Source organism: Variovorax ureilyticus (assembly GCF_050632185.1).
Classification (GTDB): Bacteria; Pseudomonadota; Gammaproteobacteria; order Burkholderiales; family Burkholderiaceae_C; genus Variovorax; species Variovorax ureilyticus_A.
Window position 1 is genome coordinate 3,245,584 of the sequence record NZ_CP192579.1, and the last position, 17,840, is coordinate 3,263,423.

The window sequence follows — 17,840 nt, forward strand, 5'->3', positions numbered from 1 at the left end:
GGGCTCGGCCTTCTTATGCACCCCGTACCAGGAACTTATGCCGCCCCTTTTTCGAGATTCAGATAGCCCACTCTGCCGACAGCGATTCCGCCTGCCTTAGCACCGTATCAGTGGCTTCTTCCTGTCGGTCCGGCGGGTACTTGTAGCGGCGCAGCAGCGTCTTCACCATGACGCGCAGCTTGGCACGCACTGTCTCGCGCTTGGCCCAATCCACGGTGATGGATTTGCGGAGGTTCTGCGTTAGCTCGACCGCAATCTTCTTCAGGGTCGCGTCGCCCAGTTCCCGTACAGCGGCCTCGTTCATGGCCAGCGCGTCATAAAAGGCCATCTCATCGCTGTTCAATCCCAGGCTCTCGCCGCGCTGCGCGGCCTCCTGGAACTTCTTGGCCATCTCGATGAGTTCTTCGATGACCTGCGCCGTTTCGATGGCGCGATTGCGGTAGCGCGTCAGGCTCTGCTGCAGCAGCTCCGAGAACTTCGCACTCTGCACCACGTTGGTCTTGAAGCGCGACTTGATTTCGCCCTTCAACAGCCGTTCCAGCAGCTCGACGGCCAGGTTGCGCTCTTTCATGTGGCGCACGTCTTCCAGAAACTCGTCCGACAGTACGCCGATGTCCGGCCGCTTCAGGCCCGCGGCCGAGAAGATGTCGACGACCTCATCGCTCACGACCGCTCTGCTGATAATTTGGCGAAGTGCGTGTTCCTTCTGCTCGTCGGTCAGCTTCTTATCGGTGCCCGCGTGCTTGGTCAGCGCCGCCTTCACTGCCTGCAAGAAGGCCAGTTCGTCGCGGTAGGCCAGCGCCTCATCCAGCGTGCAGCACAGGGCGAAGGCCTTGCTGGCGGCCAGCACCGTGTCGGCGAAGCGCTTCTTTCCCTCGTCGAGTCCGAGCACATGATTGGCCACGGCCGGCAGTAGCTGCCGGGCCTTGCTGCGGAAATCGGCGTACGCGACGTCATGCAGCATGTCATGCAGCACGTCCATCTGTTCCTGCAGCACCGCCAGCGCCTCGTGTGCGTCGATGGTCGGCTTGCCGCGCCCGTGGGCCTGGGTGTAGTCAGCCAAGGCCGCCTTCAGCTCGTTGGCGATGCCGATGTAGTCCACGACCAAGCCGCCCGGCTTGTCCTTGAAGACTCGATTGACCCGCGCGATGGCCTGCATCAGGTTGTGGCCGCGCATCGGCTTGTCCACGTACATCGTGTTCAGGCACGGCGCGTCGAAACCGGTTAGCCACATGTCGCGCACGATGACCAGCTTGAACGGGTCCGCAGGGTTCTTGAAGCGCGTCTCCAGCCGCTTGCGCACCTCCTTCGGGTAGATGTGCGGCTTCAACAGAGCCTTGTCGGACGCCGAGCCGGTCATCACCACCTTGATGGCGCCCTGCATCGGGTCGTCGCTGTGCCACTCGGGCCGCAGGGCAACGATGGCGTTGTAGAGGTGCACGCAGATGTCGCGGCTCATCGCCACTACCATCGCCTTGCCATCCATTGCCGTCAGTCGGTTCTCGAAGTGGGCCACGATGTCAGCCGCCACCTTCTGGATGCGTGGCGGTGCGCCCACTAGCTGCTCCAGTGCGGCCCAACGGCGCAGCTTGGCCACCTTGGCGGCGTCGCCCTCCTCGTCCTCGGTCAGCTCGTCGACTTCGCTGTCGAGCGTGGAGACGTTGGCCTCCTTCAGCTCCAGCCGTGCCAAGCGGCTCTCGTAGTAGATGGGTACCGTGGCGCCATCGCGCACCGCTTGCTCGATATCGTAGATATGGACGTAGTCGCCGAACACGGCGCGGGTGTCGCGGTCGCTCAAGCTTACTGGCGTACCGGTGAAGGCGACAAAGGTGGCACCCGGCAGCGCGTCGCGCAGGTGCTGCGCGTAGCCGTAGCGCACTGCGCTGGTCGCTTGGTAGTCGGCCGGCGGCTCGGCCACCCGAAGTGCCTGACTGTCGTTGGCCGCCGGCTCGGCCGGCTGACCCTTGCCGTTGACCAAGCGCGCTTCGAAGCCGTACTGCGTGCGGTGTGCCTCGTCGCAGATGACAACGATGTTGCGTCGGTCGGAGAGCACGGGGAAAGTGTCCTCGTCTTCGCCCGGCGTGAACTTCTGGATGGTCGTGAAAATGATGCCACCCGAGGGCCTATTGGCCAGTAGCCGGCGCAGTTCGGGCCGAGTGTCGGCTTGGGCAGGCGTCTCGCGCAGCATCTCGCTGGCCGCGGCGAACACGCCGAAAAGCTGGTTGTCCAGGTCGTTGCGGTCGGTCACCACCAGCAGCGTGGGGTTGCCCATGGCCGGGTGCGCCATCAGCGCCCCGGCCGGGCAGGTCATCTCGATGCTCTTGCCGGCGCCCTGCGTGTGCCACACGACACCGCCCTTGCGCGTGCCGCCCGGTGCCGAGGCCTTGAGCACGCTCTGCACCACGGCCCGCACCGCGTGGAACTGGTGATAGCCCGCCACCTTCTTGACCAGCCGGCCATCGTCCTCGAACAGAACGAAGTGGCGCAGGTACTCCAGCAGCAGGTCGCGCTGGAACAAGCCCAGCACCAGTGTCTCCAGCTCGCGCATCGCGCCCAGCGGGTCAGTGGCCACGCCGTCGATGGTGCGCCAGACCATAAAGCGCTCGCGGTCGCTCGTGAGCGAGCCCATGCGCGCCTGTATGCCGTCGCTGATGACCTGCAGCACGTTCGCGTGGAACAGGTCGGGGATGTCCTGCTGATAGGCCTGAAGCTGGTTCCAGGCAGCCCAGATGTCGGCGTCTTCGTCGCCGGGGTTCTTCAGCTCGACGACGACCAGCGGCAGGCCGTTGACGAACAGCACCACGTCGGGCCGGCGCATGAGCTTCGGCCCCTGCACACTGAACTGGTTGACGGCCAACCAATCGTTGGCTGTCACGTCGCCGAAGTCCAGCAGCCGCACGCGGTCGCCGCGCGTCTCGCCATCCTTCTGGAACTCGACTGGCACGCCGTCCACCAGCCATCGGTGCATTTGGCGGTTGACGTTGACCAGGCCCGGTACGTTGGGGTTTAGCACGCGTCGCAGCGCATCGTCGCGGGCGCCGGGCGGGATGTGTGGGTTCAGCCGCGCGATGGCCTCGCGTAGCCGGCCGGGCAGTACCACTTCACGATAACTGGCGCGGTCAGTGCCGGGGGTCTTGGCATCAGGCGGGGAGATGTCGGGGCCGTGGGCGCTGGACCAGCCCAGGTCGGCCAACCATTCGAGCATGGCTTGCTCGACAGCGTCCTCGCTGATGCCGCTCATGCGATAGCCTCCTCGAGTTGGGCCTGGGCTTCGGGGAGGCGGAGCGTGCCGGAGATGAGGCGGGGGAGCAGCGAGTCACGCAATGCCTCCAAACTACGCGAGTGCTCCCTATTTGCCTTTATTCGACGCCAGACTGCAAGCCCGGTAGCTTCATATACGTTAGAAAGTGGTTTGGGCGGAACTACGACAGCAAGATTCCCGAGCTCGGACTTGGAGAAGCCGGACTGAACAGCCTTTGAGCTGACGCCCTGCAAGTAGCTATAGAACGATGGTGCATCAACCATCTGAGCAGCGAACTCTCTACCGACCTCCTTTGGCACGAGCTTCATTAGGGCAACGTTGTAGGCGCCAGTTAAGCCGCGACACACCCGACCAAGCGAATCTTTCGTCTTGTCTCCACTTGCTGACCCATAGCGGCCTATGAAGACGTCATCTTCGCCAGCTCGCTTCAGCTTCTTTGAGTCAGGGACAAAAGTCAGATGAGCATCAGAGGAGAAATCGCGAATTTGTAGGAGCCGGATATAGCCCTCTCTCGGTTCGTCGACAAAAGTAGACGCGGGCGGCTGCGCCCCACCCGCAAGGTCACAGGCATCCAGAAACGGCAAAACGCGCCACCCCTTCGGAATCAACCCTAGTGACGATTCTTCGAACTCGGCCGGGAATAGCGCGGCTGTTGTGGCATCCATGCCTGCGGGCTCCCGACCCTCGGCCTTGGCTCGCACCGGGTCGAAGTCAATGAACCAGCTCTTGAACAGGGCTTGGGCGATGGATTCGAAGGTGGCGTTGGTTTGGCGCAGGAGGTCGATGCGGTCCTGTAGCGCATCCAAGGTCCGAGCGGCTTCGCGCTGAATTTCAGGCGCCGGCAGGAGGAAACGATAGTCACAGATGCGCGATGGCGACGTGTGAAGGATTTTCGTTCCCGATGCGGTCGAGACGAGTGAGCGATTGAAGTCTGGGCTGAGAAAGAGCCAATATAGAAAGTCCTCTCGGACATCATCAGACGTCAGCACCACCTTCCCGATTCGTTGGTTGTGAAGGTACAGGCGTCCATCGCTTGGCACCTTTGCAGGTATACCTAGGATTTCGCCGCCCGCCGTTTGGCAAGTCATTACGAGAAGGATGTCGCCAGGCGACAGGTCATACCCGGCCGGGTAGTCGCCTCGATACTCTTTGCAGACGGTCTCCGAAAAGCGAAATCCGCCTGAGTAGCGAAAATTGCCAATCGCGACGACGACCCCCTTGCCGGTCAGCTCTTGCGAGAACAACTCGCTCTTGAACGGCCAGCCGTGCTTGACCTCGATAAGGTCACCAAGTTGAACGAGCCGACCGTCAGACCGCATATCCCATGGCCCCCAATCTCTCGCGAATCACCGCATCCAACTCCGCTCCTTTTGCCATCTGCTCAGCAAGCTGCGCAGTCAGCCGCTCCATCTTCTCGTTGAAAGCCTCGTCGTCTTCTTCGGCCGCCTGGGCGCCCACGTAGCGCCCAGGGGTCAGCACATGGCCGTGCTCGGCAATCTCGGCGAGCTTCACGGCGCGGCAGAAGCCCGCTACGTCGGCGTAGGCCTCGTCGGCGGCACCGTCCTCGCCATCGGCGCGCCAGCGGTGCACCGTGGCGGCGATGCGCGCCACGTCCTCATCGTCGAACACGCGGTTCACGCGCGTGTCCATGCGCCCGAGTTTGCGCGCGTCGATGAACAGCACCTCGCCCCGCCGGTCGCGCCCCTTCTTGCCGCCGGGCACCGACGCGCCACTCTTGTCCTTGGCCAGGAACCACAGGCAGGCCGGAATCTGCGTGTTGAAGAAGAGCTGCGGTGGCAGCGCCACCATGACGTCCACCACATCTGCCTCGACCATGGCCCTGCGGATGGCGCCTTCGTTGTTCTGGTTGCTGCTCATGCTGCCATTGGCCAGGACAACGCCGGCCTGACCACGCGGGCTCAGGTGATGCAGGATGTGCTGCAGCCAGGCGTAGTTCGCATTCCCGGCCGGCGGCGTGCCGTAGGTCCAGCGCCGGTCCTCGGCCAGACGCTCGCCGCCCCAGTCGCTGATGTTGAAAGGTGGATTGGCCAGCACGTAGTCGGCGCGCAGGTCGGGGTGTTGGTCGCGGTGGAAGGTGTCAGCCGGCTCCTTGCCCAGGTCGGCCGCAAAACCGCGGATGGCGAGGTTCATTGCCACCAGACGCCAGGTGGTCGGGTTGGCCTCTTGGCCGTAGATGCTGATGTCGTCAGCCTTGCCCCCGTGCGCCTCGATGAACTTCTCGCTCTGCACGAACATACCACCAGAGCCGCAGGCAGGGTCGTAGACACGGCCCTGGTGCGGCGCCAGCACTTCGACCAGCACTTTCACCACCGAGGCTGGCGTGTAGAACTGGCCGCCCTTCTTGCCCTCGGCACTGGCGAACTGGCCGAGGAAATATTCGTAGACCTCGCCGAGCAGGTCTTTCGCGTGGTGGCCCTCGCCGAAGCCGATGGTCGAGACGAGGTCGACCAATTCGCCGAGGCGGCCGGGTTCGAGTTGGGTGCGGCCGAAGCGCTTGTCGAGGATGCCCTTCAGGCGCGGGTTGTCGGCTTCGATGGCTTCCAGCGCGGCGTCGATGCGCACGCCGATGTCGGCCTGTTTTGCCTGCGCGCGAATGGCCTCCCAACGCGCCGAAGCGGGCACCCAGAAGACGTTGGCCATCGTGTAGTAGTCGCGCTCCTCCAGCGCCTCGGCGTGGTCCGCCGCGTCGGGCAGATGGAGCTCGCTAGTTTCGTCCTTGAACGCGGCCAGGAGCTGAGCGCGACGTTCGTCGAAGGCATCGGAGATGTATTTGAGGAAGATGAGGCCAAGGACGATGTGCTTGTACTCGGCGGCGTCCATCGACGAGCGGAGCTTGTCGGCAGCTGCCCAGAGGGTTTTCTTGAGGTCTTGATTCATTGGGTTTGTTTCTTGTCCCTGCCGGGCACGACTGCCGGCGGCAGCGCTATGCCTTCGCGCTCGCAGTGCTGCAACACCAAGCGCTCCAGCATGTTCGAGAGCGTGCGGTGTTCGCGGCCGGCAGCCAAGCGCAAGAGGTCCTTGACCTCCAAGGACATGCGGAGATTGACCGGAGCAGTTTGGCGGTCGGAAGTGCGAGGCATCTTTACGAGTTCTTTACGGATTTCAGAATGTATCCGACTGATGTACTTGGACGCCTACTCATTGTTGAGGAAGAGAAATGCCGCCTCGGGTGGGCGGCACTTCTGAGGCTGTCGGCGTTTCAGTCTTCCTTGACCTTGACCCATTTCCTGCGCTGGAGGGCGCGCATGAGACTCGACTCGCCCGCGCCGATGACCGCATCTCGGACCTCGTTCCATCTCATCGTGACCGCCGAACCTTTCAGGGGCGTCTCATCGGAACGAGTACCAAATGCGCCGCATTCCGCCGCCGATGCGGCAGCAAAAGCGGCGGCTGTGACAGCCTGCATCGGAAAAAGCGGGTCGGCACTACGCAAGGCCAGGAGCATCTTGAACAGCTCCATCAAGTCCATGTCATCAACCGGACGCTCCTCGCTCAGGCGAATCAGCTCTTGAAGGAGTTCGCGCACAGCGACGATACGTCGCGTTGGGTCCAGTGCGCGCTCCTGCTCATCTATCCGGCGCTGCTCGAGCTTCACCCGCGCCTTGTCGAAGAATTTTTTTGCAGCGACTCGAGCTCCTTATCGGTCAGGCGCGGGAAGTCCGGCGGAAGGGAGGTTGCCGTCAGGGGCAGCGTTCCGAGGCGCACATCGGGGCGCTTGTACGAGCCGTCGGGTTGCCGCACCTCCTTGCGGCGATAGATGCGAGCAGAGTGTTTGCCGAAATCGATGACGAGCATTTCTTGTTCCCATGGGAGTTGATATGCGTCGTATAGCGCTCGTCGCGAATCGGCTTCGCCACGGGAAGGCTGGACGACAGGCGTGGATGGCGCAGCCGTGCGCGCCACGGGAGGCGAGGGCACCCTTAGCCTTGAGCAAACAGCTTCCTGAGCATCCGGCCTGATGGGAGCTCACGCCATCTCATCGACCGAGCCAGCGGGCGGACGGAGCGGCGTGCAGCCGCTGGCGTTGGTGCACAGTAGTTGCGTGTACGGGTCGCGAAGGGCCTAGCCAGGAGAGCTACGAGGACCGAGTTGCTCGCGACCGGCCGGGCTGAGGCGGGGCAAAACCCCGCCGCCGGCCAGCGCAAGCCCTCATCGATGGCGGGTACGAAGTCGGCGACTTCGTACGGCTACGCACGGGGTCCCCATGGGCCGAGAGAGCACGTTTGATATCGGGACATGGGGCAAGCGTAGAGGGACGGCTTGCTGACGAGACAGTTGCGGCCGACGACCATGAAAGACATCGGGCATTGAGAGAAGGTGTGCGGTCGGCGGCGGGGTTTTGCACCGGCGAAGCCGGGCGACCGCACAGCCGGCATTGATGCACGTCGCGACGAAAACGTCGGAGACGAGCGCCCGTGGCGCGAGAGGCTGCACGAGGGGAAAGAACAGCTGACCCCTGCCCTCGAGCGGCCGTGCTGCGAACCATTGATGGGCATGGAGGAGCAGCGGCATTGCGTGGTGGCCGCTGTTATGCAAAGCGGTGGCGCAACGGTTCACTACACGTTGAACACCCCGCACCGCTCGAAGGACCAGCGACTCAGTGCGGCCTTGAAAACTCTGCCCCACAGGGACCACCGATGCTCACAGCGCAGCAACAGGCTCAATCAACAAGTATGGAGAGCTCCACCGACGCACCCAATAACAACACACATGCCCTGAAAGCCATTCGCAATCGGCCACGGAGCGCAGACTCCTTGCCACCGGTGCGTGCGGGCTCCGCCACCGCGCAGGAATCTACGCTACCACCGGGCGGTGCGAACTCGACGCCTTCGCGCCCCGGTGTCGACCGAGGGCTCACCACAGTGGTGTCGCCACGCAGGTTGCGAGACGCCACCGTGCTCCGCGCGCTCTCCGCGCTAAATAGATTCCGCGTCATCCGAACGTTCGACATCGCGGCGCTTTGCGGGCCCGAGCGTCCGTTCAAAGCCGCGTTGACAGCGGCACAGAAGGCTGTGCGCGGGATGAAGAAGGCTGGCTTAGTGCAATGGTACCGAACTGACCGCCAGCAGCATGTCTACGGACTGACGAAGAAGGGTGCAGACCTGCTCCAGGAGCACGGCATCGACTCGGCCTCATCGGTTCGGCGCGTGAATGACATGACGAATCCGGAGCATATGCTTTGGGCCAGCTTCATCGCCGTCTGCTGCGAAGTGCGCGGGCTTCGCGCCCTCACGGAGCCCGAGTTCCTCCGCGAGCTCAATCGAGGCAAAGAGAAAGGCGCGCTTGTCCAGGGATTGCTCAACGTAGATGTGGGAGTTGGCAACGCCTACAAGTGGCGCGCTCTGCGCCCCGATGTGGTTGCATATGAGCCTGACGGTGCGACGTGGTTCGAGATTGACCGCAGCAAAAGGGGCTCCGCACGCGAGGCCTCGCTCGGTGCCTTGTTCAAAAGTATGGGCGCGAGGACGTCGGACGGTCAGCCGCTGAGGCGCATCGTCGTTCTGGCGAAAACTGACCGCATCCTGGGGCGGGCCGTCGCGATTGCCCGTGCGAAGTTGGAGTCGAAGGAGAATCCGCTTACGACAACAAACAACGTGCTGCGAGAGATTCAATGCGGGCTGTTCGAAGTGGTCGGTGTCCCGTTAGTCAGGTACTCCGATGGAACGTCAAGCACTGAGAGACGGGTGTTGGGCCACGTCATCATCCAGATGTTGCCAACTTGGCTGCCCAAGGTCCGCATTTCTAAAGGCGAAGAGCATTCGACGGGCGGTTGGTTCTCGGAGAACTACCTGCCGTACCGCCGCCCGGCCTTACTCGGCAGCTGGCCTGAACCTCGCTCCCCGTTCCTTTCCGGCGCGCCCGACCCCAATTGATTGAGGTCGCTATAGAAGGCGATGGGAAGTCCATCAGCAACCTATAGGACAACAAGCATGCAAGCATTTGGCAATGTCGCCACGCCACCGGTGAGAAAAGAAACGAAGGCTTCGGGCAAGGGCTACTACGAGTTTCGGATGTGCGAGAGCCAACGCGGCGCGGATGCGGACCCGTGTTGGTACTCAGTGAGGGTTATGAAAGATTCAGACCCCGGCCTGGCCAAAGGGGATTTCGTCAAAGTCACCGGCAAGCTCAAGGCGGACTTCTATCTTTCGCGTGAGGGCAAGCCGACTGGCACGCTGCTCATCATCGCTTTCGAAGCCTCGAAGCTCGTCAAGCCCGCCGCGCAGCCGGCGGCGGAAGCGCCGACAACCTGACCGGCAAGCACACACTCATTGACATCGGCCACCATCGCGGTGGCCGATATTCTTCGTCCTCGCGTAGGCCGCTCTTGCCGTGAGCCGGAAGGCATGGCCTGGGCGCGGATGCTCATCGGCTCGGTGTCGCCGTGTGGGCCTGACGGCCCGGAGCTCTGACCTTCCCGCTGCCCCTGAACGAATTGAAGCCGCCATGCGCTGGTACACATCGGCGTTCTTGTGCGGCGTCCCAGGGATTCGCGCAAACATTTAAATCCGGCGGCTAAACGAGTCTCCAGGCGTCTTCGCGCACCGCCTGGCGGCATCGCGGGGCTCACTGAGCTATCCGGTGCTGGAACGCGCTTCCTATGTTCGAATGACTCCCCTACTTGACCTGAACCAAGTCGCCCACCTGCTCGGGCGCAGCCCAAACACCATCAAGAGCGACTTGCGTCGCAACCCCGAGGCCGTTCCACCGCGTCTTCAATTGCCCGGCACGAAACTCCTGCGGTGGCGACAGGAGGATGTTGAAGCCTGGCTCTCATCGCTGTCCTCACCCGGCGCGCGTCCGACGCCCCTGCGCGGCCGACGCCAGGCGACCCCCCACCTGGGGGAGCGGGCATGACGAAGTCGACCCGCAAGCCTTTCCGGCCCCACGAATACGCCAGCCACGTCGTCTCAACAGGCCAGGTCGCCTCGGATGGGTCGCTCATGTATCGCTGGACGGGAACCCATTGGTCCCCTGTCGACGAAGACGCGGCTGAGCGGGAGGCTTACCACTGGCTCGTACACCGTGAACCGGACTGGGCGAGCTTTGAGAACGCCCGCAAGGCCTATCGCGCTGCCAACCTTTATGCACCCGCGCTTCCGCCGCCGACCGACCAGGTCGTGGTGCCGACCCGGAATGGCTACGTTCATCTGAACGGGACGACACTGGAGTTGCGACCTGCGGACCCCGCGCTCGGCCTGACGCATGCCCTAGAGTGCGAATATCAACCGGATTCGCCGGCGCCGACCATGTTCGTGCAGTTTCTCGCGCGCGTGCTCCCCGATGTCGGCGTCCGCTCCCGCGTTCAGGAGTACATCGGGTACACGCTGCTGTCCGATGCCCGGTATCAACGAGCTCAGTTCTGGCTCGGGGAGGGCGCGAACGGCAAAGGCGTCCTCGCGAACGTCGTGCAGGCGCTGCACGGACGGGTCGCCGCCATCGCCCTGGACCAGTTGGTGGGCTTCCATCTCTCCGTCCTGGTGGGCGCGAGCTTGGTCTACGTCGACGAGGTCCCTCGCAAGCCCATCGACGAACAGCGGCTCAAATCGATGATTGCTGGCGAACGCGTCCCCGTCGACCGCAAATACCGCGAACCGGTGAGCATTCACGTCCGCGGCAAATGGTTGGTGCTCGGCAACCACCTCCCCGCCATCACCGACCATAGTGCAGGCTTCTGGCGGCGCTGGGACATCATCCCGTTCGCGGTCACTGTCCCCGAGCGGGAGCGGGACCCCTTCTGGCCCAGCACATCATTAACCGCGAACTGACAGGCGTCTTGAACTGGGCACTGGAAGGCCTGATTCGACTGCAGCAGCGCGGAATGTTCGACCCCGATATGCCGAAGGCTATGACCGCGGTACTGCAGGAGGTCAAGGCCGAAACGAACTCCGTCGCCGCCTGGGTTGACGACTGCAGCATCGAGCTCGGAACGGCCTGCTCCACGCTCAAGGACACCGTCTTCGAGCACTATCACACATGGTGCTCAACACACGCGATGCGTCCCGTGAGTTCGCCCCAGTTCTGGAAGCGCATGCACGAGCAGTTCCGCGAGTTGGCGCTGGGGCGCACCCGCATCGATGGCGTGCCCCGACGCGTCTGCAACATTCAGGTGTGTCCGGTGCCATCGCGCCAGCGATGACTCGGTAGTCAGGCGTTCCGGGACCGCATTTGCGGTCCCGTTACTCGGGGGCAGGCGGGCCGAGCGTGCCTGGTGTGCCGGGTCACAACGACAACTTCCTCCCGTCGAACCTCTATCTCATAAATCCTCTTCTTGCGTAAGTTTCAGAAGCACCCCGACACGCTCGACACGCCCAACCCGGGGACTGACTCTCACCGACCGCATGCGGCCGAGAGCAGGCCCACCACGCCATGCACGCTCCCACTGACGGAGGCAAGGCTCCCGCTCTCCCAAAGGGCACCTGCGGCGCCAAAGGCGCCCTTGGCCAAGGAATGGGGAGGCTGAAGCGCGCGTTCGAGAAAACTCCATGAATGCTGCGCCGAGTAGCCCGCGTTCGTTCGCGCCGAGAGTCCTGCTGCAGTGCGGCGCGACGACGCCCGGCACCGAGGGAGGACAAAGGCCCCAACGAGCACTCCTTCCCAACGCACCGACCTACTGTCGGTCGGCCGGTCGGTAGCGCATTCCGACGCCCAGGCCGACTCTCTCCTCCCGGCGCCTTCATGCCCATGGATATGATGGGGCGCACATCGGAGGAGGTTTCCAGATGAAGGCAGGCGCCAACGGGGGTGAGGCGCGCGTTGCAGTTCTCGTGGACTGCGACAACGTCTCGCCCGAGGTTCTCGAATACGCTTTGCGCGTGGTCGCGCAGTTTGGGCGGGTCGTCTTGCGACGCGGGTACGGCAACCACAACACGTTGGCCGCGAAGTGGCAGGAGGCCCTCGTTTGTCAAGCATTCACGCCGTGCCTGCAGTACCAGTACGCGTCAGGCAAAAACACGGCGGACATCGCGCTCGCGTTGGATGCGCTCGAGGCGATGTTTGACGAGCGCGCGGACACCTTTTGCCTGGTCACCAGCGACTCCGATTTCGCCTACCTGTGCCGCAAACTGCGCGAGCGCGGCGCCACCGTGTGCATCGTGGGTGAGCCCAAGACCCCGGATGCCCTGCGCAACGCGAGCGACCAGTTCTTCGAATGGGTTCGTCCCGAAGTGGCGACGGATGCGGCCCTTGAGGCGGCAGCCAAGGTGGCATCCAAAGCACCGAACGCCAAGACGGAATCCGCGAATGCAGAAACCTCCAAGCCGCCGGTCAAGCGCCGGCCGCGCTTTGTCGTCGACGCGGTCACGCTCCTCGCCAGCGACACCTCCGAAGGCAAAGTGAGCCTGGGCCAGCTGGGCCAGTACCTCAAGCGCACGGACCCCGCCTTTTCACCCACGGTGTACGGTCACTCGGGGTTGCTCGCGATGGTGAGGACGTACGACCTGCTGTCGTCCAAGCAGGAAAACGGGGGGCACTGGTCGGTGAGCCTGGCGCCTCGCAGCCATGCTGCGGATGAGCAACACGACGGCCAAGTCGCGGCCGCATAGGCGAGCTCGCTGCCCAACGCCAGCATCCCCGGGCACTTCGATGCGGCCAGACCGGAGTCGCTCGGTCGTCGAACTGCATAGGCGCGAGGGGCACTTTTGATAGCGCATTTGATAGCGCTGATAGCGCCGGAGGACGGCGGATGACGGCGGTCGTGGACGGGGCAATTCGGCTAAGTGCTTGATGTACAATGGTTTTCGATGACGACGAAAAGTCGTACCGGGGCCCAGCCAACGTCTCTTAATCCGTAGGTCGAGTGTTCGAGTCACTCAGGGCCCACCAACACACAATGCCCCGCATGTTCGATCATGCGGGGCATTTTCTTTGGGCGCCAGAAAGCTCAGCGTCCCGGGATGCCTTCGCCGATGCGCTCGGCGACATACGGATAGAACGGGTTCGACTGCAGCCTCGACAGCATGTCGAACCCCACCACCAGCGTGCGGTTCTCGCCGCGCACGGCCAGGGCGCCGATGCTGATGCCGAAGTCTTCCCTGCCGTCGGGATGCAGCCCGTACAGCGCGTCGCTCACCGGAAACGGCAGCGAGACGTGCGACAGGGAAAACACATCGGGCGGATATTCGAGCGCGAGCGGCCGCGTGTGCTCGGCAGACGCCCCGGCCTCGGTCACGCGCTCGACCATCCGTGGCGTATCCGGGTCGCCGTTGGCAATCCACGTGGTCCGGAAGCTTCTCGGCGCGGGCGGCAGCAGGCGGCTGCTCTGCGGATCGCTCGCATCGCGCAGCAGCGGGCCGAATTTGGCGTTGCGGTTGAGGTCGAACAGCACCAGCTCGCTGCCGTTGGCCGGCAGCCGCGCATAAAGTCCGGTGACGATTGCACTGGTGCTCACGGTGGCGTCCGCGAGCGACTGGAAGGTCAGGATCGGCGGCAACTGCGCGAGCCGCCCCTCGCGCTCCTCGCGCACGATGTGCTCCTGCAGGTCGCGCGTGAGCAGCGACGACTGCCGCGCCCCGTTCACCGGGAACGAGTTGTACTTGAACGGATTGAATTCCGGCACGATCCCCAGCCACGCCGCCTTCGCGAAGGACGGGAAGACGGCCGGCCAGCCGAGCAGGCCCGCGAAGCGCGACAGCTCGGTGACGCCGATCATCGGCGTGAGGAGCACGAGCCGGTCGGGCCGCGCGAGGCTCTTGTCGTCCAGCGCGTCGAGCGCGTACTTCATCGCCAGCGCACCGCCGTTGGAATAGCCGACGATGTGCAGCGGCAGCGGCGCCGCCACACGGCGGCGTGCCTCCCGTACCGCAAGCTTCGTGGCTTCGAGCCAGTCCGGCCATTCGACGCGCGTGAGCCCCGCGGGCACCGTGCCATGGCCCGGCATGCGGATGCCGATGGCGACAAAGCCGCGATCGCGGTAGATCGCGGCGACATGGCGCAGGCTGTAAGGCGAATCGGTCAGGCCGTGCAGCAGCACGACGACCCCCTTGGGCGGGCCTTCGGGTTCGAGCACGTACGAGCGATTCCAGTCCTGCCTGAAACGCCCGGGATACATCTGGCTGCCCTCGAAGTAACGGTTGATCGGAACGCGCGCCTCGGGCGGCAGCTTGTCGGTGACCTCGGTGCGCACCTCCGCAAAGGCCGCGTTCTCGGCCGCGAGGTAGGCCACCCAATCGGCGGTGCGCAGCGCGTCGCGCGAGAGCTCGTGCGGCACATGCGTGTGCCACGACGAGAGCGGGGGCCCGCGCTGGATGTCGTAGATGCGCACACCGACGAGCACCACGACGGCCGTCACCGCCACCAGCGCGATCCGTTTCACCATCCTGAGCATCCGTTCCTCACTTCCGTTGGGTTTCGAGATACGCGCAGATCGCGGTGCACGCCTGCCGCGACAACGCCTGCAGATCGGGCTTTCCGCCGGCACCGATGTGCGCGTGGGCGAAGAGACCGTACATGATGGTGAAGCTCACGCGCGCGGCCTCCCGCCTGTCGCAAGCGCAGGAGAGATCGACCGCCGCATCGAGCGCCGCGACCCATTCGTCGACGAAGCGCTCGTACATCTTGCGATAGGCCTCGGGACCGGACAGGTGCCGCTCCAACAGGTAGTGCGCGCCCCACTCCTGCGGCTGCTCGCGATGGGCCTCCACCTGCGATTCGATGACCGCCTCGACGATCTCGCGAAACGGCCGGCCGGTGTTCCGCGACACTGCATCGTGCAGCGCCATCAGCAGCGCTTTCGAGCGAAGGTGCAGGCAGACGCGCGCGAGGTCTTCCTTGCTCGCGAAATACTCGTAGAAGCTGCCGAGCCCGGTGCCGGCCACCGCGACCAATTCGCGGATGGTGATGCCCGCATAGCCGCGTTCCACCAAAAGCCGAACAAAGGCATCCTGCAGCGCCTGCGAGGTGTGGCGCGCACGTGACTGGCGCGGCTTTCTCCTGGGGAGAGACGCGGAACGGCTGACCTTCGTCTTCATGCGGCGGAAACCGAACACCTGCGACGCGTGTTCTTCCTAGAATTTTTGACGCCCATCGGAGCGCATTGTGCAGCCCGGTCGGAGCCGCACAAAAGAAGCCGCAAGGAGACACCATGACCGACAGCCGACCGTCCGCCGTGTTCGTCCGCGAAGGCGAAACCTGGCATGCCACCGAACTGGCACGCGGGCCCTGGGACCCGCGCGCGCAACATGGCGGTGCGCCCTCGGCGCTTCTCGCGCACATCGCCGAATCCACCGCGACCGAACCGGGCTGGCAACTCGCACGCCTGAGCGTCGAGCTCGTCAAGCCGGTGCCGCTCGGCGCGCTGACGTCGCGCTGCACCACGCAGGCCTCCCGTTCGACCACACGCATCGGTGTCGACCTGCTGGCCGGCGACACGCTGGTCGCACGCGCGCATGCGCTCCTGCTGCGCACGCAGGCGCTCCATCTGCCCGCCGGGCTGCCCGGCTGGTCGTCCGCGCAACTGTTGCCGAAGCCGCACCAATGCGATCGGCAGGTGCGCATTCCCGGCCTGCCAGAAGGCCTGTCCTTCCACCGCGGCGCGATCGAATCGCGCGTGGCGCACGGCGATCCGTCGCAACCCGGCCCCGCCGCCGCATGGTTCCGGCTCATCGTGCCGATGGTGCAGGACACGCCGACCTCGCCGGCCATGCGCGCATGTGCAGCCGCCGACTTCGGCAACGGACTGAGCTGGGTGCTGCCGGCGCAGCGCTACCTGTTCTCCAACGCCGACCTCAGTGTGCACCTGATGCGCCAACCCGTCGGCGAATGGATCGGCGTCGCCGCCGAAACCCAGGCCGACGGCGCCGGCACGGGCACGACGCTGTCGCGGCTGTACGACGCGCAGGGGCCCATCGGCGTCGCGATCCAGACGCTGGTGCTGCGCGAGCGCAGCTGACCTTTTCTTCTCAACCACCCTTCAGGGAGACACGCCATGATCGGCATCCATCCGGACAACCAGGTTCCCGAGCTCAAGGACTACAACGTCTACACCAGCGACCCGGCATTGCGCCGCGCCGTGGCGCGCGGGGGCGCCGAGTGGCGCGACGCCGAACTCGTGCGCCAGGGCGCCGAATACGGCAGCGAAGCCACGCTGCGCGCCGCCGAGGACGCCAACCACTACGAACCCGAGCTGCACACGCATTCGGCCACCGGCCAGCGCATCGACGTCGTGAAGTTCCATCCCGCGTGGCACACGATGATGTCGATCGCGCGGCGCAACGGCATCGCCAACCTGCCCTTCTTCGACGAACGGCCTTCCGCCTGGACCGCCTACGGCGCATCGCTCTACATGCACAGCCAGATCGAATCGGGCTCGACCTGCCCGACCACGATGACCAAGGCCTGCATCCCGGTGCTGCGGCACAACGGCGCACTCTACGGCGCGGTCGCGTCGAAGCTCGCGGCCATGGAGCACGACGAGCGCGATGTGCCGATCGAGCAGAAGCGTTCGATCGCGGTCGGCATGGGCATGACCGAAAAGCAGGGCGGCAGCGACGTGCGCACCAACACCACGCGCGCGGTGCCGCTCGGCGCGGGATCGTGGGGCAGCGAGTTCCTCATCACCGGCCACAAGTGGTTCTTCTCCGCGCCGATGTGCGACGGCCACCTGGTGCTCGCGAAGACCGACGAGCGCGGCTCGTCGTGTTTCTTCGTGCCGCGCTGGCGGCCTGACGGCACCAAGAACGCGATCCACATCCAGCGCCTGAAGGACAAGGTGGGCAACCGTTCCAACTCCAGCAGCGAGGTCGAGTTCAAGGAAGCCTGGGGGTGCTCGTCGGCGAGGAAGGCCGCGGCATCCCGACCATCATCGAAATGGCGACCTACACGCGGCTCGACTGCGCGCTGTCCAGCGCGGGCTTCATCCGCCAGGCGCTCGCGCAGGCGCTGCACTACACGCGCAACCGCCATGCCTTCGGCAAGGCGCTGGTCGACCAGCCGGTGATGACCGAATTGCTCGGCGACATGGCGCTGGAGTCCGAAGCCGCGACGCTGCTGGCGATGGACCTCGCCTCGCACTTCGGCTCGACCGAGCCGCTCGACGTCGCATGGCGCCGCCTGATGACGCCCGCCGCCAAGTTCTGGAACTGCAAGCGCGCGGTGGCGCTGACCGGCGAGGCGATGGAAGTCTTCGGCGGGAACGGCTATGTGGAAACCGGCCCGATGGGTCGGCTGTTCCGCGAAGCGCCGGTCAACTCCATCTGGGAAGGCTCCGGCAACGTGATGAGCCTGGACGTGCTGCGCGCCGTCTCGCGCAACCCCGACGACGCGCATCGCGTGCTCGACCATCTTCAGGAGGTCGCCTCGCAGGACAGGGCGCTGCTCGCGCAGACGCAGTGGCTGCGCGACGCGATCCAGCTTCCGCCCGAGCAGCTCGAACGCCGGGCTCGCCGCTTCACGCAGCGGCTGGTGCTCACGGCGCAGGCCTGCCTGATGCTGCAGCACGCGCGCCCCGAAGCATCGGCCGCCTTCATCGGCAGCCGCTTCGATCCCGACTGGGGGCCGGTGACCGGCATCAGTGCGGGCACCACCGATCCGGCCGCATTGCTGCGCGCCGCCCGGCAGTGAG

General features: G+C 64.7%; 14 protein-coding genes and 1 pseudogene. 7 read left to right on the top strand and 8 right to left on the bottom strand.

The annotated features are described in order from the left end of the window. Nucleotides 1–58: 58 nt before the first annotated feature. The 6 genes from ACQ858_RS16015 to ACQ858_RS16040 all read right to left on the bottom strand — a co-directional run bounded on the left by ACQ858_RS16015 (nt 59) and on the right by ACQ858_RS16040 (nt 7,078). Nucleotides 59–3,241 carry a type I restriction endonuclease subunit R gene (locus ACQ858_RS16015; RefSeq protein WP_431273664.1) on the bottom strand — a complete coding sequence of 1,061 codons (3,183 nt, stop codon included), beginning with the start codon at nt 3,239–3,241 and terminating at the stop codon, nt 59–61. Further along, nucleotides 3,238–4,506, bottom strand: coding sequence for a restriction endonuclease subunit S (locus ACQ858_RS16020; protein ID WP_431273665.1), 1,269 nt, complete (start codon nt 4,504–4,506; stop codon nt 3,238–3,240). The genes ACQ858_RS16015 and ACQ858_RS16020 overlap by 4 nt, the downstream gene beginning before the upstream one ends. 64 nt (nt 4,507–4,570) lie before the next feature. After that, nucleotides 4,571–6,160 (bottom strand): type I restriction-modification system subunit M, encoded by a 1,590-nt coding sequence (locus tag ACQ858_RS16025; RefSeq protein ID WP_431273666.1) that lies wholly within the window; start codon nt 6,158–6,160, stop codon nt 4,571–4,573. Next, entirely contained in the window at nt 6,157–6,312 is a 156-nt protein-coding gene (locus ACQ858_RS16030) for a hypothetical protein (protein WP_431273667.1), read from the bottom strand. The genes ACQ858_RS16025 and ACQ858_RS16030 overlap by 4 nt, the downstream gene beginning before the upstream one ends. 170 nt (nt 6,313–6,482) lie before the next feature. After that, complete coding sequence (locus ACQ858_RS16035) at nt 6,483–6,878, bottom strand: hypothetical protein (protein WP_431273668.1); 396 nt, start codon at nt 6,876–6,878, stop codon at nt 6,483–6,485. After that, entirely contained in the window at nt 6,875–7,078 is a 204-nt protein-coding gene (locus ACQ858_RS16040; protein WP_431273669.1) for a hypothetical protein, read from the bottom strand. The genes ACQ858_RS16035 and ACQ858_RS16040 overlap by 4 nt, the downstream gene beginning before the upstream one ends. 1,100 nt (nt 7,079–8,178) lie before the next feature. On the opposite strand from ACQ858_RS16040, the gene ACQ858_RS16045 reads away from it, so the two are divergent. From ACQ858_RS16045 to ACQ858_RS16065, 5 genes are all read left to right on the top strand, one after another. Beyond that, entirely contained in the window at nt 8,179–9,156 is a 978-nt protein-coding gene (locus ACQ858_RS16045; RefSeq protein WP_431273670.1) for a DNA-binding protein, read from the top strand. 57 nt (nt 9,157–9,213) lie between these two features. Beyond that, a complete protein-coding gene (locus tag ACQ858_RS16050) occupies nt 9,214–9,534 on the top strand; it encodes a single-stranded DNA-binding protein (RefSeq protein WP_431273671.1) in 321 nt (106 codons plus the stop codon). 600 nt (nt 9,535–10,134) lie between these two features. Beyond that, nucleotides 10,135–11,049, top strand: a complete 915-nt coding sequence (locus tag ACQ858_RS16055) for a DNA primase family protein (protein ID WP_431273672.1) — start codon at nt 10,135–10,137, stop codon at nt 11,047–11,049. 8 nt (nt 11,050–11,057) lie between these two features. After that, nucleotides 11,058–11,420, top strand: coding sequence for a hypothetical protein (locus ACQ858_RS16060; protein ID WP_431273673.1), 363 nt, complete (start codon nt 11,058–11,060; stop codon nt 11,418–11,420). A gap of 583 nt (nt 11,421–12,003) precedes the next feature. Continuing rightward, the gene (locus tag ACQ858_RS16065) at nt 12,004–12,825 is read left to right on the top strand and encodes an NYN domain-containing protein (RefSeq protein WP_431273674.1); all 822 of its coding nucleotides are present in this window, start codon (nt 12,004–12,006) and stop codon (nt 12,823–12,825) included. 338 nt (nt 12,826–13,163) lie between these two features. Here ACQ858_RS16065 and ACQ858_RS16070 read toward each other — a convergent pair whose 3' ends face one another. Continuing rightward, nucleotides 13,164–14,597 (bottom strand): alpha/beta hydrolase, encoded by a 1,434-nt coding sequence (locus tag ACQ858_RS16070; RefSeq protein ID WP_431273675.1) that lies wholly within the window; start codon nt 14,595–14,597, stop codon nt 13,164–13,166. A 16-nt stretch (nt 14,598–14,613) separates the two neighbouring features. Next, on the bottom strand, nt 14,614–15,249 hold the full coding sequence (locus tag ACQ858_RS16075) for a TetR/AcrR family transcriptional regulator (protein ID WP_431273676.1): 636 nt from the start codon (nt 15,247–15,249) through the stop codon (nt 14,614–14,616). 113 nt (nt 15,250–15,362) lie between these two features. On the opposite strand from ACQ858_RS16075, the gene ACQ858_RS16080 reads away from it, so the two are divergent. Beyond that, nucleotides 15,363–16,169, top strand: a complete 807-nt coding sequence (locus tag ACQ858_RS16080) for a thioesterase family protein (protein WP_431273677.1) — start codon at nt 15,363–15,365, stop codon at nt 16,167–16,169. A gap of 36 nt (nt 16,170–16,205) precedes the next feature. Continuing rightward, nucleotides 16,206–17,839, top strand: a pseudogene (locus ACQ858_RS16085) (acyl-CoA dehydrogenase family protein). Nucleotide 17,840: the final 1 nt, after the last annotated feature.